The 19951-nt window shown below is 63.8% G+C and carries 19 protein-coding genes and 1 tRNA gene; all 20 read right to left on the bottom strand.

The window, feature by feature from the left end; translation table 11 throughout:
* Positions 1 to 3: 3 nt before the first annotated feature.
* Positions 4 to 1491 (bottom strand): NADH-quinone oxidoreductase subunit NuoN, encoded by a 1488-nt coding sequence (gene nuoN / locus AC1DFC_RS03365; RefSeq protein ID WP_413312550.1) that lies wholly within the window; start codon positions 1489 to 1491, stop codon positions 4 to 6.
* Between the two features lie 24 nt (positions 1492 to 1515).
* Positions 1516 to 2994 (bottom strand): NADH-quinone oxidoreductase subunit M, encoded by a 1479-nt coding sequence (locus tag AC1DFC_RS03360; RefSeq protein ID WP_007837739.1) that lies wholly within the window; start codon positions 2992 to 2994, stop codon positions 1516 to 1518.
* 24 nt (positions 2995 to 3018) lie between these two features.
* Positions 3019 to 5049 carry an NADH-quinone oxidoreductase subunit L gene (gene nuoL, locus AC1DFC_RS03355; protein ID WP_413312552.1) on the bottom strand — a complete coding sequence of 677 codons (2031 nt, stop codon included), beginning with the start codon at positions 5047 to 5049 and terminating at the stop codon, positions 3019 to 3021.
* Positions 5050 to 5056: 7 nt separating this feature from the next.
* Positions 5057 to 5365: an NADH-quinone oxidoreductase subunit NuoK gene (gene nuoK / locus AC1DFC_RS03350; protein ID WP_007837741.1), complete on the bottom strand. Its 309-nt coding sequence runs from the start codon at positions 5363 to 5365 to the stop codon at positions 5057 to 5059.
* On the bottom strand, positions 5362 to 6015 hold the full coding sequence (locus AC1DFC_RS03345; protein WP_007837742.1) for an NADH-quinone oxidoreductase subunit J: 654 nt from the start codon (positions 6013 to 6015) through the stop codon (positions 5362 to 5364). The genes nuoK and AC1DFC_RS03345 overlap by 4 nt, the downstream gene beginning before the upstream one ends.
* A 29-nt stretch (positions 6016 to 6044) precedes the next feature.
* Entirely contained in the window at positions 6045 to 6590 is a 546-nt protein-coding gene (gene nuoI / locus AC1DFC_RS03340) for an NADH-quinone oxidoreductase subunit NuoI (RefSeq protein ID WP_007837743.1), read from the bottom strand.
* A 17-nt stretch (positions 6591 to 6607) separates the two neighbouring features.
* Positions 6608 to 7687, bottom strand: a complete 1080-nt coding sequence (gene nuoH / locus AC1DFC_RS03335; RefSeq protein ID WP_007837745.1) for an NADH-quinone oxidoreductase subunit NuoH — start codon at positions 7685 to 7687, stop codon at positions 6608 to 6610.
* Positions 7684 to 9849 carry an NADH-quinone oxidoreductase subunit NuoG gene (gene nuoG, locus AC1DFC_RS03330; RefSeq protein WP_007837747.1) on the bottom strand — a complete coding sequence of 722 codons (2166 nt, stop codon included), beginning with the start codon at positions 9847 to 9849 and terminating at the stop codon, positions 7684 to 7686. The genes nuoH and nuoG overlap by 4 nt, the downstream gene beginning before the upstream one ends.
* A gap of 20 nt (positions 9850 to 9869) precedes the next feature.
* Positions 9870 to 11210: an NADH-quinone oxidoreductase subunit NuoF gene (gene nuoF / locus AC1DFC_RS03325; RefSeq protein WP_007837749.1), complete on the bottom strand. Its 1341-nt coding sequence runs from the start codon at positions 11208 to 11210 to the stop codon at positions 9870 to 9872.
* Complete coding sequence (locus AC1DFC_RS03320; protein ID WP_007837751.1) at positions 11210 to 11752, bottom strand: NADH-quinone oxidoreductase subunit NuoE family protein; 543 nt, start codon at positions 11750 to 11752, stop codon at positions 11210 to 11212. The genes nuoF and AC1DFC_RS03320 overlap by 1 nt, the downstream gene beginning before the upstream one ends.
* A 10-nt stretch (positions 11753 to 11762) precedes the next feature.
* On the bottom strand, positions 11763 to 13016 hold the full coding sequence (locus AC1DFC_RS03315) for an NADH-quinone oxidoreductase subunit D (RefSeq protein WP_478178671.1): 1254 nt from the start codon (positions 13014 to 13016) through the stop codon (positions 11763 to 11765).
* 1 nt (position 13017) lies between these two features.
* Complete coding sequence (locus tag AC1DFC_RS03310) at positions 13018 to 13629, bottom strand: NADH-quinone oxidoreductase subunit C (protein WP_007837755.1); 612 nt, start codon at positions 13627 to 13629, stop codon at positions 13018 to 13020.
* Between the two features lie 13 nt (positions 13630 to 13642).
* Positions 13643 to 14122 carry a NuoB/complex I 20 kDa subunit family protein gene (locus tag AC1DFC_RS03305; protein ID WP_007837763.1) on the bottom strand — a complete coding sequence of 160 codons (480 nt, stop codon included), beginning with the start codon at positions 14120 to 14122 and terminating at the stop codon, positions 13643 to 13645.
* A gap of 15 nt (positions 14123 to 14137) precedes the next feature.
* Positions 14138 to 14497 (bottom strand): NADH-quinone oxidoreductase subunit A, encoded by a 360-nt coding sequence (locus tag AC1DFC_RS03300; RefSeq protein WP_042674206.1) that lies wholly within the window; start codon positions 14495 to 14497, stop codon positions 14138 to 14140.
* 67 nt (positions 14498 to 14564) lie between these two features.
* Positions 14565 to 14649 (bottom strand) — tRNA-Leu (locus AC1DFC_RS03295).
* A 120-nt stretch (positions 14650 to 14769) separates the two neighbouring features.
* Positions 14770 to 15171, bottom strand: coding sequence for a preprotein translocase subunit SecG (gene secG, locus AC1DFC_RS03290; RefSeq protein WP_413312555.1), 402 nt, complete (start codon positions 15169 to 15171; stop codon positions 14770 to 14772).
* 36 nt (positions 15172 to 15207) lie between these two features.
* The gene (gene tpiA, locus AC1DFC_RS03285; RefSeq protein WP_478178670.1) at positions 15208 to 15972 is read right to left on the bottom strand and encodes a triose-phosphate isomerase; all 765 of its coding nucleotides are present in this window, start codon (positions 15970 to 15972) and stop codon (positions 15208 to 15210) included.
* 13 nt (positions 15973 to 15985) lie between these two features.
* A complete protein-coding gene (locus AC1DFC_RS03280; RefSeq protein WP_413312556.1) occupies positions 15986 to 16984 on the bottom strand; it encodes an NAD(P)H-quinone oxidoreductase in 999 nt (332 codons plus the stop codon).
* 89 nt (positions 16985 to 17073) lie between these two features.
* Complete coding sequence (gene pnp, locus AC1DFC_RS03275; RefSeq protein WP_413331850.1) at positions 17074 to 19374, bottom strand: polyribonucleotide nucleotidyltransferase; 2301 nt, start codon at positions 19372 to 19374, stop codon at positions 17074 to 17076.
* 205 nt (positions 19375 to 19579) lie between these two features.
* Positions 19580 to 19846 (bottom strand): 30S ribosomal protein S15, encoded by a 267-nt coding sequence (rpsO, locus tag AC1DFC_RS03270; protein ID WP_007837783.1) that lies wholly within the window; start codon positions 19844 to 19846, stop codon positions 19580 to 19582.
* Positions 19847 to 19951 lie beyond the last annotated feature (105 nt).

The raw sequence follows: 19951 nt of genomic DNA, 5'->3' as shown, positions 1-19951 counted from the left end.
GCGTCAGTGGGCCAGCGTGGCCACGATCGCGTCGTAGCAAAGCGTCATCAGGCCGCCGGGCACGATGCCTAGGATCAGGATCAGCGCGCCGTTGATCGTGAGCACGGTGCGCACGTCGCGCGGTGCCGACACCGTGGTGGCCGTGACGGGCGCATCGAAGTACATGACCTTGACCACGCGCAGGTAGTAGAACGCACCGATCAGCGACATCATCACCGCGAACACGGCCAACCCGATGTAGATCGCCTGGCCCGAGGCGATCAGCGCCTGCAGCACGGCCAGCTTGGCGTAGAAGCCGACCAGCGGCGGCAGGCCGGCCAGCGAGAACATCGCGATGGCCATCACACCGGCATACAGCGGGCTGCGCTGGTTCAGGCCTGCGAGGTCGGTAATCTCTTCGCTTTCGAAGCCTTCGCGCGCCAGCAGCAGGATGATGCCGAAGCTCGCGAGCGTGGTCAGCACGTAGGTCACGATGTAGAACATCGAGGCGCTGTAGGCGAACTGGGCGTTATAAGTGCCCTGCTGGTCCGAACCCGCCACCAGGCCGAGGAGCATGAAGCCCATCTGCGAGATCGTCGAATACGCCAGCATCCGCTTCAGGTTGCTCTGGGCGATGGCGGCCAGGTTGCCGACCAGCAGCGAGGCGATGGCGAGCACGGCAAGCATCTGCTGCCAGTCGATGGCCAGCGGCTGCAGCGCGTCGACCAGCAGGCGGATGATGATGGCGAAGGCCGCCAGTTCGGGCGCGGCGCCGATCAGCAGCGTGACCGCCGTCGGTGCGCCCTGGTAGACGTCGGGCACCCACATGTGGAACGGCGCGGCGCCCACCTTGAAGGCCAGGCCGGCCACGATGAACACCAGGCCGAACACCAGCACCTGGTGGTTCACCTTGCCGCTCGCGATGGACTTGAACACTTCGTTGACGTCGAGCGAACCGGTCGCGCCGTACATCATCGACAGGCCGTACAGCAGGAAACCGCTGGCCATGGCGCCGAGCACGAAGTACTTCATGGCGGCTTCGCTGGCCACCGCGTTGTCGCGGCGCAGCGCCACCAGCGCATAGCTCGACAGCGTGAGCAGTTCCAGGCCCAGGTAGATCAGCAGGAAGTTGCTGCCCGAGATCATCACGAACATGCCCAGCAGCGCGAACATGCTGATGGTGAACAGTTCGCCGCCGCGCAGCATCTCGCGGTCGGCCGCATAAGGACGGCCATAGACCAGCGTGACCATCAGGGCAACGGTGGCAAAGCATTTGAGCCAATTGCCCATCGGATCGCTGACGACCATGCCGCCGAAGCCGTAGGCAGTCTTGCCACCGAGGGCGGCGAGGCCCGACAACACCGCGACCACGGCGAGCGTGGCCAACGTCAGTACATAGGTGCGGGTACGGCGCGGGCTCGCGTCCGACAGGTCGACCAGCGCAATGATGCAGGCCATGACCAGCAACACGATTTCGGGGTAGATCGTGACCCAGCTGAGTTTGTCAATCATCTCGTTCTCTTGTTCAGCGTGGCATCAGGAGGGCAACTTGGAAATCGCCACGTGGCGCAGGAGCTCGGTCACCGAAGCGTTCATCGAGTCGGTGAAAGGCTTCGGATAGAGGCCCATCCACAGCACGGCGATCGCCAGCAGCGCCAGCATCAGGAACTCGCGGGCATTGATGTCGCTGACTTCCTTGACGTGGTCGTTGCCGACCGGGCCGAGGTACACGCGCTTGTACATCCACAGGGTGTAGGCGGCACCGAAGATCAGCGCGGTCGCTGCCGCCATTCCGATCCAGAAGTTGGCCTTCACGGCACCCAGAATCACCATCCACTCGCCCACGAAACCGGCGGTGCCCGGCAGGCCGCAATTGGCCATGGCGAACAGCAGCGCGAACGCGGCGAACTTGGGCATGGTGTTGACCACGCCGCCGTAGTCGGCGATCTGGCGCGAGTGCACGCGGTCGTACAGCACGCCGATGCCCAGGAACATGGCGCCCGACACGAAGCCGTGCGCAATCATCTGCACGATGCCGCCGGACACGCCAAGCTCGTTGAAGATGAAGAAGCCGAGCGTCACGAAGCCCATGTGGGCCACCGACGAGTAAGCCACCAGCTTCTTCATGTCCTGCTGCACCAGCGCGACCAGGCCCACGTAGATCACCGCGATCAGCGACAGCGCGATCATGAGCCAGGCCCATTCGTGCGAGGCATCGGGCGCGATGGGCATCGAGAAGCGCAGGAAACCGTAGGCGCCCAGCTTCAGCATGATCGCGGCCAGCACGGCGGAACCGCCGGTGGGCGCCTCGACGTGCACGTCGGGCAGCCAGGTGTGCACCGGCCACATCGGCACCTTCACCGCGAAGGCCGCGAAGAAGGCGAAGAACAGGAAGGTCTGCGCGCTCGCACCCAGCGGCAGCTTGTGCCAGCTCAGGATGTCGAAGCTGCCGCCCGACTTGTTGTACAGGTAGATCAGCGCCACCAGCATCAGCAGCGAGCCGAGCAAGGTGTAGATGAAGAACTTGAAAGCCGCGTAGATCTTGTTCGGGCCGCCCCAGATGCCGATGATCAGGTACATCGGGATCAGCGTGGCTTCGAAGAACACGTAGAACAGCACGCCGTCGAGTGCAGCGAACACGCCGATCATGAAGCCCGACAGGATCAGGAACGCGCCCATGTATTGGTTCACGCGCTCGGTGATCACTTCCCAGGCCGAGATCACGACGACGACCGTGATGAACGACGTCAGCAGCACCAGCCAGAGCGACATGCCGTCGATCCCGAGGTGGTAGTTGACGTTGAAGCGCGAGATCCAGCCCGTCTTCTCGACGAACTGCATCGCGGCGCTACTGTTCTGGAAACGCGTGACCAGCGGCACCGTGACCAGGAAGCTCACGATGGAACCGACGAGCGCGACCCAGCGTACGCCTCTGGCGTGCTCGTCACGGCCAAACGCCAGCAGCACGGCGCCGAATGCGATCGGCACCCAGATGGCAAGGCTCAACAAACCCATTTTTCTTTTTCTCCAGCGCTAGGCTCAGCGTTTGAACCAGACGAAGTACGTCATCAGGATGAAGATGCCGAGCAGCATCGCGAAGGCATAGTGATAGATGTAGCCGGACTGCATCCAGCGAACCACGCCCGAAACCCGGCCGACCACCTTCCACGAGCCGTTCACGACGGCACCGTCGATCAGGGCCTGGTCGCCACCCTTCCACAGGCCGGTACCGAGCGCACGCGTGGCGCGGGCGATGACGTTCTCGTTGAACCAGTCCATGTAGTACTTGTTCTCGAGCAGGCGGTAGATCGGACCGAAGGCGCGCTTGATCGCGGCCGGCAGCGCCGGGTTGATCATGTACATGTACCAGGACAGGACCACACCGGCCAGCGCCAGCCAGAACGGCGGCGCCGTCAGGCCGTGGATGGCCATGGCCACCGGGCCGTGGAAGGCTTCTTCCAGTTCCTTCATGGCGTGGTGCCTGGTGCCGTCCACGATGATCGCGTTCTTGAAGAACTCGCCGAACAGCATCGGCTCGATCGTCATGAAGCCGATCACCACCGAGGGAATGGCCAGCAGCACCAGCGGCAGCCACACCACCCAGGGCGATTCGTGCGGCTTGTGGCCGTGGCCATGATCGTCGTCGTGCTCCGCATGCTCGTCGTGGTGGTGCGCGTCGGGGTTTTGGTCGTAGCGTTCCTCGCCGTGGAAGACCAGGAAGTACATGCGGAACGAATAGAACGCCGTGATGAACACGCCGGCCAGCACCGCGTAGTACGCGAAGTTCGCGCCCCACAGGTGGCTTTCGTGCACCGCTTCGATGATGCTGTCCTTCGAGTAGAACCCGGCGAAGAACGGCGTGCCGATCAGCGCGAGGGAACCCAGCAGCGAGGTGATCCAGGTGATCGGCATGTACTTGCGCACGCCGCCCATCCAGCGGATGTCCTGGTTGTGGTGCATTCCGATGATCACCGAGCCCGCGCCGAGGAACAGCAGCGCCTTGAAGAACGCGTGCGTCATCAGGTGGAACACCGCGACCGAGTAGGCCGAGGCGCCGAGCGCCACCGTCATGTAGCCGAGCTGCGAGAGCGTCGAGTACGCAACCACGCGCTTGATGTCGTTCTGGATGATGCCCAGGAAGCCCATGAACAGCGCGGTGATGGCGCCGATCACGAGGATGAAGCTCAGTGCCGTGTCACTCAGTTCGAACAGCGGCGACATGCGCGCCACCATGAAGATGCCGGCCGTCACCATGGTCGCGGCGTGGATCAGCGCGGAGATGGGCGTCGGGCCTTCCATCGAGTCGGGCAGCCACACGTGCAGCGGGAACTGCGCGCTCTTGCCCATTGCGCCGATGAACAGGCAGATGCAGATCACGGTGATCAGCATCCATTCAGTGCCCGGGAAGGTGATGCCGGCCAGCGTGTTGGCCTTGGCGAAGGCTTCGCCGTAGTTCAGCGTGCCGGCATAGGCCGCGATCAGGCCGATGCCGAGGATGAAGCCGAAGTCGCCCACGCGGTTGACCAGGAAGGCCTTCATGTTCGCGAAGATCGCGGTCGGCCGGTTGAACCAGAAACCGATCAGCAGGTACGACACCAGGCCCACCGCCTCCCAGCCGAAGAACAGCTGGAGCATGTTGTTGCTCATGACGAGCATCAGCATCGAGAAGGTGAACAGCGAGATGTACGCGAAGAAACGGTTGTAGCCGTCGTCTTCCTCCATGTAGCCGATGGTGTAGATGTGCACCATCAGCGACACGAAGGTCACCACGCACATCATCATGGCGGTGAGGCCGTCGATCAGGAAGCCGACTTCCATCTTCAGGCCGCCAACGGTCATCCATTCATAGATGGTTTCGTTGAAGCGGGCGCCGTCGGCCACCACGCTCTTGAGCGTCATGGCCGAGATGATGAAGGCGACCAGCACGCCCAGGATGGTCAGCGAATGCGTGACCTTGCGGCCGATGTGATCGCCGCCGAACTTGGTGCCGAACAGGCCGGCGACGACGGCGCCGACCAGGGGTGCCAGCGGCACGGCCAGCAGGGTGGATGCGGAAAGGGTTGCGCTCATGTTGCGTTCAACCCTTGAGTGAGTTGAGTTCGTCGACGTTGATGTTCGACTTGTTGCGGAACAGCAGGACCAGCAGCGCCAGGCCGATGGCCGACTCGGCCGCGGCCACCGTCAGGATGAAGAACACGAAGATCTGGCCGTGCATATCGCCCAGATAGTGCGAGAACGCCACAAAGTTCATGTTGACCGCGAGCAGCATCAGCTCAATGGCCATCAGCAGCACGATGAGGTTCTTGCGGTTCAGGAAGATGCCGATCACGGACAGCGCGAAGAGCATCGCGCCGAGCGAGAGGAAGTGTCCGAGCGTGAGCGTCATGCCTTGTTTTCCTTTGCAGCGTCCGCAACTTCAACCACAGGCTCCGCAGCACGCGTTGCCGGCATCTGCACGATGCGCACGCGGTCGCGCGCCTTCACGCGGACCTGGTCGGCCGGATTGACGTACTTGCTGTCCTTGCGGGTGCGCAGCGTCAGTGCGATGGCCGCCACGATGGCCACCAGCAGGATGACCGCGGCGATTTCCAGCGGGTAGAGGTACTCGGAGTAAAGCAGCTTGCCGAGTTCGAGCGTATTGGAAGTGTTGGCACCCATCGCACCGGCAGCAGCGCGCGGTGCCTCGCCCAGGCGGAAGCCGCCCATGAGCACGGCCGCCATTTCGAGCGCGATGAGTGCGCCGACACCGGCGGCCAGCGGGAAGTGCTTCCAGAAGCCCTCCCGCAAGCTGTCGACGTTGATGTCCAGCATCATCACGACGAACAGGAACAGCACCATCACGGCGCCGACATACACCAGCACCAGAGAGATCGCGAGGAACTCGGCGCGCAGCAGCAGCCAGATGGCCGATGCCTGGAAGAAGGCCAGCACCAGATACAGCGCGGCATACACGGGATTGCGGGCGGTGATGACGCGGAACGCTGCGAACAGCAGCACCACGGCAAACAGATAGAACAGACCGGTCTTGACGTCCATGGAATTCGAATGGGTTCGGGCTGGTCGGATCAGCGGTACTTGGCGTCGGCCGCCTTGTTCGCTGCAATTTCTTTTTCGTAGCGGTCGCCCACGGCCAGCAGCATGTCCTTGGTGAAGTACAGGTCGCCGCGCTTTTCGCCGTGGTATTCGAAGATGTGCGTCTCGACGATCGAGTCGACCGGGCAGCTTTCTTCGCAGAAGCCGCAGAAGATGCACTTGGTCAGGTCGATGTCGTAGCGCGTGGTGCGGCGCGAGCCGTCGTCGCGCACATCCGACTCGATGGTGATGGCCAGCGCCGGGCAGACGGCTTCGCAGAGCTTGCAGGCAATGCAGCGCTCTTCGCCGTTCTCATAGCGGCGCAGCGCGTGCAGGCCGCGGAAACGCGGCGACAGCGGCGTCTTCTCTTCGGGGAACTGCACCGTGATCTTGCGGGCGAAGGCGTACTTGCCGGTGATGGCCAGGCCCTTGAACAGTTCGAACAGCATGAAGCTGCTCAGGAAGTCCTTGAGCGAAAAAGGCGCAGACGCGAGTTTGGAAGGGCGCGCCAGCGCGCCGGCGGTGTGCGAAGCAGTCATGATGTTGGCGCTTCCTGTTATTTCCAGATGTTGAACGGCGTCTGCATCCAGCCACCGACCACGACCAGCCACACGAGAGTGACGGGAATGAAGATCTTCCAGCCCAGACGCATGATCTGGTCATAGCGGAAGCGCGGGAACGTCGAGCGCACCCACAGGAACATGGTGACCACGCAGAAGGTCTTGGCGCCCAGCCAGATCCAGCCGGGGATGAAGCTCAGGAACTCGAACGGCGGCAGCCATCCGCCCAGGAACAGCACCACGGTCAGGATCGAGACGAGCCACATGTTGGCGTACTCGGCCAGGAAGAACATCGCGAAGCTCATGCCCGAGTACTCGATCATGTGGCCGGCCACGATTTCAGACTCGCCTTCCACCACGTCGAACGGGTGGCGGTTGGTTTCGGCGAGGCCCGAGATGAAGTAGACGACGAAGATCGGCAGCAGCGGCAGCCAGTTCCATGACAGCAAGCCCACGCCCATGTTGGCGAACATGCCCTTGCCCTGGACGTTCACGATCTCGCTCATGTTCAGGCTGCCCGTGACCATCAGCACCACGACGAAGCAGAAGCCCATCGCGATTTCGTAGCTCACCATCTGTGCCGAGGCGCGCAGCGCGCCCAGGAAGGCGTACTTCGAGTTCGAAGCCCAGCCGGCGATGATCACGCCGTACACCTCGAGCGAGGTGATGGCCATCACGAACAGCAGTCCGGCGTTGATGTTGGCCAGCGCCACGTCGGGACCGAAGGGAATCACGGCCCATGCGGCCAGCGCCGGCATGATGGTCATGATCGGGCCCAGCAGGAACAGGCCCTTATTGGCGACCGTCGGAAGAATGATTTCCTTGGTCATCAGCTTGAGCGCGTCGGCGATCGGCTGGAGCAGGCCCAGCGGTCCGATGCGGTTCGGGCCGATGCGGATCTGCGTGAAGCCGATGGCCTTGCGCTCCCACAGCGTGAGGTAGGCCACGGCCAGCATCAGGGGGATCACCACGATGATGATCTTCAGCAGCGTCCAGACCACGGGCCAGACCACGCCGGTCCACCAGCCTGCGGCCACCAGGCCCTGGCCGAAGCCGTGAATGGTGTCGACGATCATGCCAGTGCCTCCTCGGCACGCGCCGGTGCGGTCGACGACGCGTTGCGCGCGTCGGCGGTCAGTTGCAGCGACGGCGCACGGCGCACGATCGAATCCAGCTGGTAGATGCTCGCGACCACGGGTGCAGCAGCTGCCCCGCCGGAGGCGACGGCCTTCGCGGACGTGGCGTTGCTCAGCGCATTCGCCGGCACCGAGCCCTTGTCACCGATGGTGGCCAGCACCTCGGCGGTTGATTCGAACGCGAAGCCCGGCAGGCCCAGCAGGTTGGCCAGCACACGCAGCACCTTCCATGCCGGACGCGTTTCGCCTTGCGGCTTCACGACGGCATGGAATCCTTGCAGGCGGCCTTCGGCATTGACGAAGGTGCCCGGGGTCTCGGTGAACGGCGCGATGGGCAACAGCACGTCGCTGAACTCGAGGTTGGCCTTGAAGGGGCTCAGCGTGACGACCATCTGCGCATTGCCGATGACATCGGCGGCGGCGGCGCCAGCGGCCGAATCGAACACCGGCTCGGTGTTCAGCAGCAGCATGGCCTTCAGGCCGGAGCCTGCGGCGAGCATGCGGCCGGCATCGAGGCCGCCGTTCTTCGGGAACGCGCCGACGATCTGCGCGCCCACGGTGTTGGCGGCTTCGGTCAGGTAGCCGACGGTGGCGCCGGTTTGCGCGCCGATCCAGTTCGCCAGGGCCAGCAAGCTGCTGGCTTGGGCGTGATGGGCGGCGGCGTTGCCGAGCAGGATGGCCTTGCGTTCGCCACTCAGCAGCGAGGCTGCGATGGCCTTGGCGGCGGCATCCGGTGCATTCTTCGGTGCCAGTGGCGCGGCTGCGCCGTTGGTTTCACCGACCGCAGCGGCCACGGCGGCCAGCGCTTCGACCCACTGGTCGGCTTCGACGATGGACGATTGCGCCACGTCGATGGCCCAAGCGTCGCGGGCGGCCATCAGGCTCGCCGAGGTGATCACCGATAGTGCGGCGCCCTTGCGCACGGCCTGGCGGATGCGCTGCGCGAACAGCGGGTGTTCCTTGCGCAGGTTCGAGCCGACGACGAGCGCGCGCTGCACTTGCGTGAGCGATGCGATCGAGGTGCCGAGCCAGCGCACGCCCTCGAATGCCGTGAATTCGGCGTTGCGCAGGCGGTAGTCGATGTTGTCGCTGCCCAGTTCACGCGTGAGCATGGCGGCGAGCTGCAGCTCTTCGAGCGTGCTGTGCGGGCTGACCAGCGTGCCGATGCTTTGCGCGCCGTGGTCGGCCTTGATCTGCTTGAGGCCGTTGGCGACGTACTCGAGCGCCGTCTGCCAATCGACCTGCTGCCATTGGCCGCCCTGCTTCAGCATGGGCTGCGTCAGGCGCTCGGGGCCGTTGAGCGCTTCGTACGAGAAGCGGTCGCGGTCGGCGATCCAGCATTCGTTGACGTCTTCGTTCTCGAGCGGCACCACGCGCATCACGCGGTTGTTCTTGACCTGGACGATCAGGTTGGCACCGGTGGAATCGTGGGGGCTTACCGACTTGCGGCGCGACAGCTCCCAGGTGCGGGCACTGTAGCGGAACGGCTTGCTCGTGAGCGCGCCGACCGGGCAGATGTCGATCATGTTGCCCGACAGTTCGGAGTCGACCGAGTCGCCGAGGAAAGTTTCGATTTCGGAGTGCTCGCCGCGGTGCGACATGCCGAGCTCCATCACGCCGGCCACTTCCTGGCCGAAACGGACGCAGCGCGTGCAGTGGATGCAGCGGCTCATCTCCTCCATGCTGATCAGCGGGCCGACGTCCTTGTGGAACACGACGCGCTTTTCTTCCTCGTAGCGCGAGGAAGAACCGCCGTAGCCCACGGCCAGGTCCTGCAGCTGGCATTCGCCGCCCTGGTCGCAGATCGGGCAGTCCAGCGGGTGGTTGATCAGGAGGAACTCCATGACCGACTGCTGCGCCTTGATGGCCTTTTCGCTCTTGGTGCGAACGATCATGCCCTGCGTGACGGGCGTGGCGCAGGCCGGCATCGGCTTGGGCGCTTTTTCCACGTCGACCAGGCACATGCGGCAGTTGGCCGCGATGCTGAGTTTCTTGTGATAGCAGAAGTGCGGGATGTACGTGCCCGCCTTGTCGGCCGCATGCATCACCATGCTGCCTTCGGTCACTTCGACCTTCTTGCCGTCGAGTTCGATTTCGATCATGAGTATGTTTCTTCTCGCGCTCAGGCCTTGACGGGCGCCGTCGGGACGTGGCCCGGAATCAGGGCTTCGAACTCGTGACGGAAGTGCTTGATCATGGCGCGCACGGGCATTGCCGCCGCATCGCCGAGCGCACAGATGGTGCGGCCCATGATGTCCCCGGCAACGGAGTCCAGCAGTTGCATGTCGCTGGGCTTGCCCTTCCCGTTGTGGATGCGGTCCACCACGCGATAGAGCCAGCCGGTGCCTTCACGGCACGGCGTGCACTGGCCACAGGACTCGTGCATGTAGAAGTACGAGAGGCGCTTGAGCGACTCGACCATCGAGCGGCTGTCGTCCATGACGATCACCGCGCCCGAGCCCAGCATGGAGCCGGCCTTGGCGATGGAGTCGTAGTCCATGGTGCAGGCCATCATGATGTCGGCCGGCAGCACCGGCGACGACGAGCCACCGGGGATCACCGCCTTGAGCGTGCGGCCCTTGCGCACGCCGCCGGCCAGTTCGAGCAGCTTGGAGAACGGCGTTCCCATGGGCACTTCGTAGTTGCCGGGCAACTCGACGTCGCCGCTGACCGAGTAGATCTTGGTGCCGCCGTTGTTCGGCTTGCCGCATTCGAGGTAGGCCGGACCGCCGTTGTTGATGATCCAGGGCACCGCCGCGAAGGTCTCGGTGTTGTTGATGGTGGTCGGCTTGCCGTAGAGGCCGAAGCTCGCCGGGAACGGCGGCTTGAAGCGCGGCTGGCCCTTCTTGCCTTCGAGCGATTCGAGCAGCGCGGTTTCCTCGCCGCAGATGTAGGCGCCGAAACCGTGGGCGGCGTGCAACTGGAAGTTGTACGTGCTGCCCATGATCTTGTCGCCGAGGTAGCCGGCGGCGCGCGCCTCTTCGAGGGCTTCCTCGAAGCGGTCGTAGCTCTGGAAGATCTCGCCGTGGATGTAGTTGTAGCCCACGCTGATGCCCATCGCATACGCGGCGATGGCCATGCCTTCGATCACGATGTGCGGGTTGAACTGCAGGATGTCGCGGTCCTTGCAGGTACCGGGCTCGCCTTCGTCCGAATTGCAGACGAGATACTTCTGGCCCGGAAACTGGCGGGGCATGAAGCTCCACTTCAGGCCGGTCGGGAAACCCGCGCCGCCACGGCCGCGCAGGCCCGAGGCTTTCACCTCGGCGATCACCTGGTCGGGCGTGAGGCCCTCGGTGAGGATCTTGCGCAGCGCCTTGTAGCCGCCGCGTGCCTCGTAGTCGGCCAGCCGCCAGTTGGTGCCATTCAGGCCGGCATAGATCTGCGGCTCGATGTGGCGATCATGGAAACAGGTCTGGACGCCCGTGGCCTGGAACTGCTGGAGTACTTGCTCGGGCGACATCAGGCGGCCTCCCCTTTGACGGAGCCACGCAGGCCCTCGATGAGCTGGTCGAGCTTGTCGTTGCTCATGAAACTGCACATGGTGCGATCGTTGACCAGCATCACGGGCGAATCAGCACAAGCGCCCAGGCATTCGCTCTGCTGCAGCGTGAACAGGCCGTCGGCCGTGGTCTCGCCCATCTTGATGCCGAGCTTCTTCTCGAGGTGCACGAGGGCCGTGACGCCGTCACGCAACTGGCAAGGCAGGTTGGTGCACACGTTGAGCTTGAACTTGCCCACCGGATGCTGGTTGTACATGTTGTAGAAGGTCGTCACTTCATGCACGGCGATGGGCGCCATGCCGAGGTATTCGGCAATCTCGCGCTCACGCTGCAGGCTGACGTAGCCCTCGTCCTGCTGGACGATGGCGAGGCAGGCCATCACGGCGGATTGCTTGCCCGCTTCGGGGTACTTGGCGACCTCGCGCGCAAAGCGCTCGAGGATCTCGGCCTTCAACGGGGCCGAAGGGGCCGCGTCATGGTGATGGGTTGAGGAAGTCGTCATTCGCTCTTTCTCACCTGTCGATTTCACCGAACACGATGTCCATCGTGCCGATCACCGCGACAGCGTCGGCGATCATGTGACCGCGCGACATTTCGTCGAGGGCGGCGAGGTGCGGGAAGCCAGGGGCGCGGATCTTCAGGCGATAAGGCTTGTTGGCGCCGTCGCTCACGAGGTAGATGCCGAACTCGCCCTTCGGGTGCTCGACGGCGGCATAGGCCTCGCCTTCGGGCACGTGGAAGCCTTCGGTGAAGAGCTTGAAATGGTGGATCAACTCCTCCATGTTCGCCTTCATCGATTCGCGCGCAGGCGCAGCCACCTTGTGGTTGTCGGTGATCACCGGACCGGGGTTGGCACGCAGCCAGGCCGAGCACTGCTGGATGATCTTGTTGGCCTGGCGCATTTCTTCAACGCGCACGAGGTAGCGGTCGTAGCAGTCGCCGGTCTTGCCCACGGGCACGTCGAACTGCATCCGGTCATAGACGTCGTAGGGCTGCTTCTTGCGCAGGTCCCATTCGATGCCCGAGCCGCGCAGCATGGGCCCCGTGAAGCCCAGGTTCAGCGCGCGCTCCGGCGTCACGACGCCGATGCCCACGGTGCGTTGCTTCCAGATGCGGTTGTCGGTGAGCAACGTCTCGTACTCGTCGACCATCTTCGGGAAGCGCTTGCAGAAGTCGTCGATGAAGTCGAGCAGCGAGCCCTGGCGGTTTTCGTTGAGACGCTCGATCGCCTTCGCGTTCTTGATCTTGCTGACCTTGTACTGCGGCATCGCGTCCGGCAGGTCGCGGTAGACGCCGCCCGGCCGGAAGTAGGCCGCGTGCATGCGCGCGCCCGACACCGCCTCGTACATGTCGAACAGGTCTTCGCGCTCGCGGAAGCAGTAGATGAGCATGTTCATCGCGCCGCAGTCGAGGCCGTGCGCGCCGAGCCACAGCAGGTGGTTCAGCAGGCGGGTGATCTCGGCGAACATCACGCGGATGTACTGCGCGCGGATCGGCACGTCGAGGCCCATCATCCGCTCGATGGCGAGGCAGTACGCGTGCTCGTTGCTCATCATCGACACGTAGTCGAGGCGGTCCATGTAAGGCAGCGACTGGATGAAGGTGCGCGACTCGGCGAGCTTCTCGGTGGCGCGGTGAAGCAGGCCGATGTGGGGGTCGGCGCGCTGGATCACTTCGCCGTCGAGCTCTAGCACCAGGCGCAGCACGCCGTGAGCGGCCGGATGCTGGGGGCCGAAGTTGAGGGTGTAGTTCTTGATTTCGGCCATATCAGTGCAAACCGCCGCCGTAGTTGTCTTCGCGGATCACGCGCGGCGTGATTTCCCGCGGCTCGATCGATACCGGCTGGTAGACCACGCGCTTCTGTTCTTCGTCGTAACGCATCTCGACGTGACCCGACACCGGGAAGTCCTTGCGGAACGGGTGGCCGATGAAGCCGTAGTCGGTCAGGATGCGGCGCAGGTCGTCGTGGCCATCGAACACGATGCCGTACAGGTCGAAGGCTTCGCGCTCGAACCAGGTGGCGGCGCTCCAGACGGGCTGGAGCGAATCGACCACGGGCAGGTCTTCGCTCGGCGCAAACACCTTGAGGCGCACGCGCTGATTGAGGCTCACCGACAGCAGGTGCGTGACGACGCCGTAACGCTCGCCCTGCCACTCGCCCTCGCGGTAGTCGGAATAGTCCATGCCGCAAAGGTCGATCAATTGCTCGAAGCGGCAGCCGGGCGCGTCGCGCAGCAGCAAGGCGGCTTCGATGTAGTCGGCGGCACCAACCACCACGGTCACCTCTTCCAAGGCAAGCGTCACGCTCCTGGCCTTGGCGCCAAGCGTCTCGGCAATGGTGGCGCGCAGCACCTCCGGCGAAATTGCAAAGTCAGTCATCGTCGGCAATCTCTCAGGCGCGGGCAATGGTGTTGGTGCGGCGAATCTTCTGCTGCAACTGGATCACGCCGTAGAGCAATGCTTCGGCGGTGGGCGGGCAACCCGGAACGTACACGTCGACGGGCACGATGCGGTCGCAGCCGCGCACGACCGAATAGCTGTAGTGGTAGTAGCCACCGCCGTTGGCGCACGACCCCATCGACAGCACCCAGCGCGGCTCGGGCATCTGGTCATAGACCTTGCGCAGGGCCGGCGCCATCTTGTTGCACAGCGTGCCCGCCACGATCATCAGATCGGACTGGCGCGGACTCGGACGAAACAGCATGCCGAAACGGTCGATGTCGTAGCGGGCAGCACCCGCGTGCATCATTTCGACCGCACAACATGCGAGGCCGAATGTCATCGGCCAGAGAGATCCGGTCTTCGCCCAGTTCACCACCGAGTCATAGGTGGTGGTGACGAAACCTTCTTTGAGAACGCCTTCAATGGCCATCGTGTGCTTTCCTTGTCATTCCCAGTCGAGCGCGCCCTTTTTCCACTCATAGGCAAAGCCCACGACGAGGATGGCGAGAAAGATCATCATGGCCCAGAAGCCGATAGCGCCAATCTCCTTGAGCGCGATGGCCCAGGGGAAGAGAAAGGCAATTTCGAGATCGAACAGGATGAAGAGAATCGCGACGAGGTAGTAGCGCACGTCGAACTTCATGCGCGCGTCCTCGAAGGCCTCGAAGCCACACTCGTAGGGAGCATTCTTCGCGGCGTCGGGCCGATTGGGGCCGAGGATGTATCCGATGACCTGAGGGGCGACGCCTACGCCGACTCCGACCAGAATGAACAAAAGGACGGGGAGGTAGGAGTCGAGATTCATCGAGAGTTTTTCACCGCTTGCCACCGGCAAGAAGAACCCCTGGATGAGGTTTTCTGCCGATGAGATTTGGTGCGGTCGGCGAGACTCGAACTCGCACAGCTTTCGCCACTACCCCCTCAAGATAGCGTGTCTACCAATTTCACCACGACCGCGGTTTTTTGCTGTTCGGATGGCATGAGGTACCTGCAAGAGGCATTTGGCTTTCCGAACAGATTTAGAGTTTACCCTGAAATGAAGCCATTTCTCACGGGCAACTCATGAAAACGAGTTGATTACTTGCCGGGGATCTGGCCCGCACCCGAAACCGGGGCTACAGGAGCCGAAGCGGGGGCGCTGGGAGCTGCCGCGCCAGGAATTTCACCAGCCGCACCGGAAGCCGGCGCAGCAGGTGCACCCACCGCAGCGCGCTCCAGAAGACTGCCGCCGCCTGCGGGACGTGCATGGCTGAAATAGGCCAGCAGCAGCGTGCAGGCGAAGAACACGGCAGCAAGCACGGCCGTTGTGCGCGAGAGAAAGTTGGCACTGCCGCTGGCGCCGAACAGGCTGCCGGCGCTGCCGCTGCCGAAGGCTGCGCCCATGTCGGCGCCCTTGCCATGCTGGACCAGGATCAGGCCGATCATTGCGAGGGCTGCCAGCATCTGCACGCCGACCAGAAGGTTGAGGACCACGTTCATTCGTTCTTACTCCTAATTGATACAGCCGTTGCGCATTCAGCGCGCAGCGGCAGAAATGATCTGCAGAAAATCGGGCGCCTTGAGCGACGCGCCACCGATAAGGCCGCCGTCGATGTCGGCCTGCGCCAGCAGTTCAGCGGCATTGGCCGCATTCATGCTGCCGCCATAAAGAATCTGGATGCCCGCTGCATGCTCGCTCGCCGCGTGATGCAGTTGCGCGCGCAGCACGGCATGCACCGCTTGCGCCTGCTCCGGCGTGGCCGTCTTGCCGGTGCCGATGGCCCAAACGGGCTCATACGCCACGACGATCTCGCTGATGCAATGGCCGTTCACGTGAATCACTGCAGCCAGCTGGCGCTTGACGACCTCTTCGGTCCGCCCTGCTTCGCGCTGCGCCAGCGTTTCGCCGACACAGACGATCGGCGTGATGCCATTGGCCAATGCCGCAGCGGTTTTCGCCGCCACGACCTCATCGGTCTCGCCATGGTATTGCCGGCGCTCCGAGTGACCGACGATCGCATAGCGCACGCCGAAATCCTTCAGCATCGCCGCCGATTGCTCGCCGGTGAATGCACCTTGCGGATGCGCCGAGATGTCCTGCGCACCGAGCGCCAGTGCCGGCGAGCCCGCCAGCAGCGATTGCAGCTGGGCGAAGTACGGCGCGGGCGCGCACAGCGCCACGTCGCACGCGGCCGGGCTTGCGGCCAGGCCTTGCTGCAAGGCTTTCACCAGCGCCTCGTTGGCAGCGAGGCTGCCGTTCATCTTCCAGTTGCCGGCGATCAGCTTCTTCTTGGTTGTCATCGCGTTCTTCCCGTCACCATGTCAGCACGATCTTGCCGATGTGCTGGTTCGATTCCATCAGCGCATGAGCCTGGGCTGCGCCGCTAGGCTCGCCCGCTGCTGCAAAGGTGCTGTGGATCACGGGCTTGATGGCACCGCTTTCCAGCAGCGGCCACACCTTTTCGCGCAGGGCCTTGGCAATGGCGCCCTTGAAGGCCACCGGCCGAGGCCGCAGCGTCGAGCCGGTGATCGTGAGGCGCCTGCGCAGCACGAGGCCCGCATTGATCTGGCTCTTCACGCCGCCCTGCACCGCGATGATCACGAGCCGGCCGTCTTCGGCCAGGCACTCGATCTCGCGCGCCACGTAGTCGCCTGCAACCATGTCGAGGATCACGTCCACGCCCTTGCCGCCGGTGAGCTTCTTCGCCTCTTCGACGAAATCGCTCGTGCGGTAGTTGATGGCGTGGTCGGCCCCCAGCTTCTTGCAGGCTTCGCACTTGTCGTCGCTGCCGGCCGTGACGATCACCGTCGCACCCAGCGCCTTGGCGATCTGGATCGCCGTGACGCCGATGCCGCTCGAGCCGCCCTGGATCAGCAGCGTCTCGCCTTTTTGCAGACGGCCGCGTTCGAACACATTGCTCCACACGGTGAAGAAGGTTTCGGGCAGCGAGGCCGCATCGACATCGCTCCAACCCTTCGGCACCGGCAGGCATTGCGCCACGGGCGCCACGCACAGCTGCGCATAGCCACCGCCAGCGATCAACGCACAGACACGATCACCAACCTTGAACCCCGCCTCGGCCAGCGCCGCGGCATCGCCAGAGACGATCTCGCCGGCCACCTCGAGGCCCGGCAGATCGGATGCACCCGGCGGCACCGGATAGTGGCCCATCCGCTGCAGCACGTCGGGCCGGTTGACACCACTGGCCGCAACGCGAATCAGCAGCTCGCCCACACCCGCCACCGGATCGGGACGATCGGCCACGCGCAGCACCTCAGGGGCGCCGTACGAAGTGATTTCAATGGCTTTCATGGTCTTTCGGCCTCCAACGCCCGCAGATGGGGCGAAGCTTGACGTTCAAAAGATTGCAACGGCGGCAGTGAACCGCCGTTGCGCCCTTCTTACTCCTGAGGCTCGCGCGGGGCCTGCGACTGCTCGCTGGCCGGAGCCTGCTGCTGGTCGTTGAAGCGCGGTGCGCGCTCGCCACGATCGCCGCCGCGGTCACCACCACGGTCGCCACGGTCCGAGCGCTCGCGGCGGTCGCCGCCACGGTCGCCGCGATCACCACGGTCTTCACGCGGCGGGCGCTCGCTGTATTCCATGCCGGCCGGACGCTCGGTCAGGGCCTTCATGGACAGCTTGACGCGGCCCTTTTCGTCGGTTTCCAGAACCTTGACCTTCACGATCTGGCCTTCGCTCAGGTAGTCGGTCACCTTCTCGACGCGTTCGTGCGCGATCTGGCTGATGTGCAGCAGGCCGTCCTTGCCGGGCAGCAGGTTGATGAGCGCACCGAAGTCCAGGATCTTGGTGACCGGGCCTTCGTAGACCTTGCCGATTTCGACTTCGGCCGTGATCTGCTCGATGCGCTTCTTGGCCAGTTCGGCCTTTTCCGGGTCGGTCGAGGCGATGGTGATGGTGCCGTCTTCGTCGATGTTGATCGTCGTGCCGGTTTCTTCCTGCAGGCCGCGGATGACCGAGCCGCCCTTGCCGATCACGTCGCGGATCTTCTCGGGGTTGATCTTCAGCGTGGTCAGGCGCGGGGCGAAGCTGGAGACTTCGGCCTTGGCCTCGCCCATGGCTTCCTGCATCTTGCCCAGGATGTGCATGCGCGCTTCCTTGGCTTGCGCCAAGGCGACCTGCATGATTTCCTTGGTGATACCCTGGATCTTGATGTCCATCTGCAGCGCGGTGATGCCGTTGGTGGTGCCCGCAACCTTGAAGTCCATGTCGCCCAGGTGATCTTCGTCGCCCAGGATGTCGGTCAGCACCGCGAAGCGGTTGTCTTCCTTGATCAGGCCCATGGCGATACCGGCCACGTGCGCCTTCATGGGCACGCCGGCGTCCATCATCGACAGGCAGCCGCCGCAGACCGAAGCCATCGACGAGGAGCCGTTCGACTCGGTGATTTCCGACACCACGCGAACCGTGTACGGGAATTCTTCCTTGGTCGGCAGCACGGCGACGAGCGCGCGCTTGGCGAGGCGGCCGTGGCCGATTTCGCGGCGCTTGGTCGAGCCCATGCGGCCCACTTCGCCGGTGGCGAAGGGAGGCATGTTGTAGTGGAACAGGAAGCGGTCTTCGTACTCGCCGGCCAGCGCGTCGATGCGCTGTGCATCGCGTTCGGTGCCGAGCGTGGTGATGACCAGCGCCTGGGTTTCACCGCGCGTGAACAGGGCCGAACCGTGGGTGCGCGGCAGCACGGAGTTGCGGATCTCGATGGGGCGCACGGTGCGCGTGTCGCGGCCGTCGATGCGGGGCTCACCCGACAGGATCTGGCTGCGCACGATCTTCGATTCGATGGCGAACAGCAGGTCGTTGACCTTGCCGGCGTCGAAGGGCTCGCCGCTTTCCTTCAGCGTGTTCATCACGCTGGCATTGGCTTCGCGCAGGGCCTGCGTGCGGGCTTGCTTGCTGCGAATTTGATAGACGGCGCGCAGCTTCTCTTCGGCCAGGCCCTTGACCTTGGCGACGAAGGCTTCGTCTTCTGCGGGTGCCTGCCAGTCCCACACCGGCTTGCCGGCGTCGCGCACGAGGTCATGGATCGCGTTGATGGCAATGTTGGCTTGTTCGTGGCCGAACACCACGCCACCCAGCATGACTTCTTCGCTGAGTTGCTGGGCTTCGGACTCGACCATCAGCACGGCGGCTTGCGTGCCGGCGACGACGAGGTCCATCTGCGAATCCTTGCGGGCGGTCTGGCCCGGATTCAGCACGTACTGGCCATTGATGTAGCCCACGCGGGCGGCGCCGATCGGGCCGCTGAACGGAATGCCGGAGATGGCGAGCGCTGCGCTCACGCCGATCATGGCGGCGATGTCGGCATCGACTTCAGGGTTGAGCGACACGGTGTGAATGACCACGTGCACTTCGTTCAGGAAGCCTTCGGGGAACAGCGGGCGGATCGGACGGTCGATCAGGCGGCTGGTCAGCGTTTCATGTTCGCTGGGCTTGGCTTCGCGCTTGAAGAAGCTGCCGGGGATCTTGCCCGCGGCGTAGGTCTTCTCGATGTAGTCGACGGTCAGCGGGAAAAAATCCTGGCCGGGCTTGGCCGACTTGGAGGCGACCACGGTCGCCAGGATCACGGTGCCGTCGATGTCGACCAGCACGGCGCCATTGGCCTGGCGGGCGACTTCGCCCGTTTCCATGACGACGGTCTTGTCGCCCCATTGGAAGGACTTGGTGACTTTGTTGAAGAGGCTCATGTTTGCTCCTGTTTTAGTAGCGAACCACTCAGGGTTCGCAAGGGGCGGAGGCTGTCTCAGAACACGATGCCATTCCAGCGAAGCTCGGAGGGAACTTCATTGGAATGACACAGCTTCGCTCTGTTTGGCACTCCGAAAGTGGATCGCGAAGTAAAAAACGCCTGAGCTAGCGGACTAACCCAGGCGTTTTTTCATGCGATTCGATTTACTTGCGCAGACCCAGCTTGGCGATCAGCGCGGTGTAGCGGTCGGCGTCCTTGGACTTGAGGTAGTCGAGGAGCTTGCGGCGGCGGCTCACCATGCGCAGCAGGCCGCGACGGCCGTGGTGGTCCTTGGCGTGCGTCTTGAAGTGGGGGGTGAGCTCGTTGATGCGGGCGGTCAGCAGTGCGACTTGCACTTCGGGGCTGCCGGTGTCGTTGGCGGCGCGGGCGTTGTCCTTGACGACTTCGGCCTTGATGGAGGCTGCGATCATGATGATTTCCTTGGTTCCTAGGTGTTTGACTTGCGGTGAGCGCTGGAACTGCCCTCACCGTGCGCCTTGCGGCATGCAAAGCCTCGGAATTATAGCTCGCCCCCA

The organism is Variovorax sp. 10L421 (genome assembly GCF_056395365.1).
This window is presented reverse-complemented; position numbering and strand designations above follow the sequence as displayed.

What these genes read in the sequence shown, in the direction of transcription:
- tpiA (WP_478178670.1), bottom strand. Translation starts at nt 15,972, where the DNA reads ATGACAACCAAGAAGAAGCTGATCGCCGGCAACTGGAAGATGAACGGC.
- AC1DFC_RS03320 (WP_007837751.1), bottom strand. Translation starts at nt 11,752, where the DNA reads ATGACGACTTCCTCAACCCATCACCATGACGCGGCCCCTTCGGCCCCG.
- nuoL (WP_413312552.1), bottom strand. Translation starts at nt 5,049, where the DNA reads ATGAGCGCAACCCTTTCCGCATCCACCCTGCTGGCCGTGCCGCTGGCA.
- pnp (WP_413331850.1), bottom strand. Translation starts at nt 19,374, where the DNA reads ATGAGCCTCTTCAACAAAGTCACCAAGTCCTTCCAATGGGGCGACAAG.
- AC1DFC_RS03345 (WP_007837742.1), bottom strand. Translation starts at nt 6,015, where the DNA reads ATGGACGTCAAGACCGGTCTGTTCTATCTGTTTGCCGTGGTGCTGCTG.
- nuoH (WP_007837745.1), bottom strand. Translation starts at nt 7,687, where the DNA reads ATGATCGTCGACACCATTCACGGCTTCGGCCAGGGCCTGGTGGCCGCA.
- rpsO (WP_007837783.1), bottom strand. Translation starts at nt 19,846, where the DNA reads ATGATCGCAGCCTCCATCAAGGCCGAAGTCGTCAAGGACAACGCCCGC.
- nuoI (WP_007837743.1), bottom strand. Translation starts at nt 6,590, where the DNA reads ATGACTGCTTCGCACACCGCCGGCGCGCTGGCGCGCCCTTCCAAACTC.
- AC1DFC_RS03315 (WP_478178671.1), bottom strand. Translation starts at nt 13,016, where the DNA reads ATGGCCGAAATCAAGAACTACACCCTCAACTTCGGCCCCCAGCATCCG.
- nuoN (WP_413312550.1), bottom strand. Translation starts at nt 1,491, where the DNA reads ATGATTGACAAACTCAGCTGGGTCACGATCTACCCCGAAATCGTGTTG.
- nuoK (WP_007837741.1), bottom strand. Translation starts at nt 5,365, where the DNA reads ATGACGCTCACGCTCGGACACTTCCTCTCGCTCGGCGCGATGCTCTTC.
- AC1DFC_RS03300 (WP_042674206.1), bottom strand. Translation starts at nt 14,497, where the DNA reads ATGAATCTCGACTCCTACCTCCCCGTCCTTTTGTTCATTCTGGTCGGA.
- secG (WP_413312555.1), bottom strand. Translation starts at nt 15,171, where the DNA reads ATGAACGTGGTCCTCAACCTTCTGGTCGGCGTGCAGATGCTGGCAGCC.
- nuoG (WP_007837747.1), bottom strand. Translation starts at nt 9,849, where the DNA reads ATGATCGAAATCGAACTCGACGGCAAGAAGGTCGAAGTGACCGAAGGC.
- nuoF (WP_007837749.1), bottom strand. Translation starts at nt 11,210, where the DNA reads ATGTCGCCCGAGCAAGTACTCCAGCAGTTCCAGGCCACGGGCGTCCAG.
- AC1DFC_RS03280 (WP_413312556.1), bottom strand. Translation starts at nt 16,984, where the DNA reads ATGAAAGCCATTGAAATCACTTCGTACGGCGCCCCTGAGGTGCTGCGC.
- AC1DFC_RS03360 (WP_007837739.1), bottom strand. Translation starts at nt 2,994, where the DNA reads ATGGGTTTGTTGAGCCTTGCCATCTGGGTGCCGATCGCATTCGGCGCC.
- AC1DFC_RS03305 (WP_007837763.1), bottom strand. Translation starts at nt 14,122, where the DNA reads ATGGCCATTGAAGGCGTTCTCAAAGAAGGTTTCGTCACCACCACCTAT.
- AC1DFC_RS03310 (WP_007837755.1), bottom strand. Translation starts at nt 13,629, where the DNA reads ATGACTGACTTTGCAATTTCGCCGGAGGTGCTGCGCGCCACCATTGCC.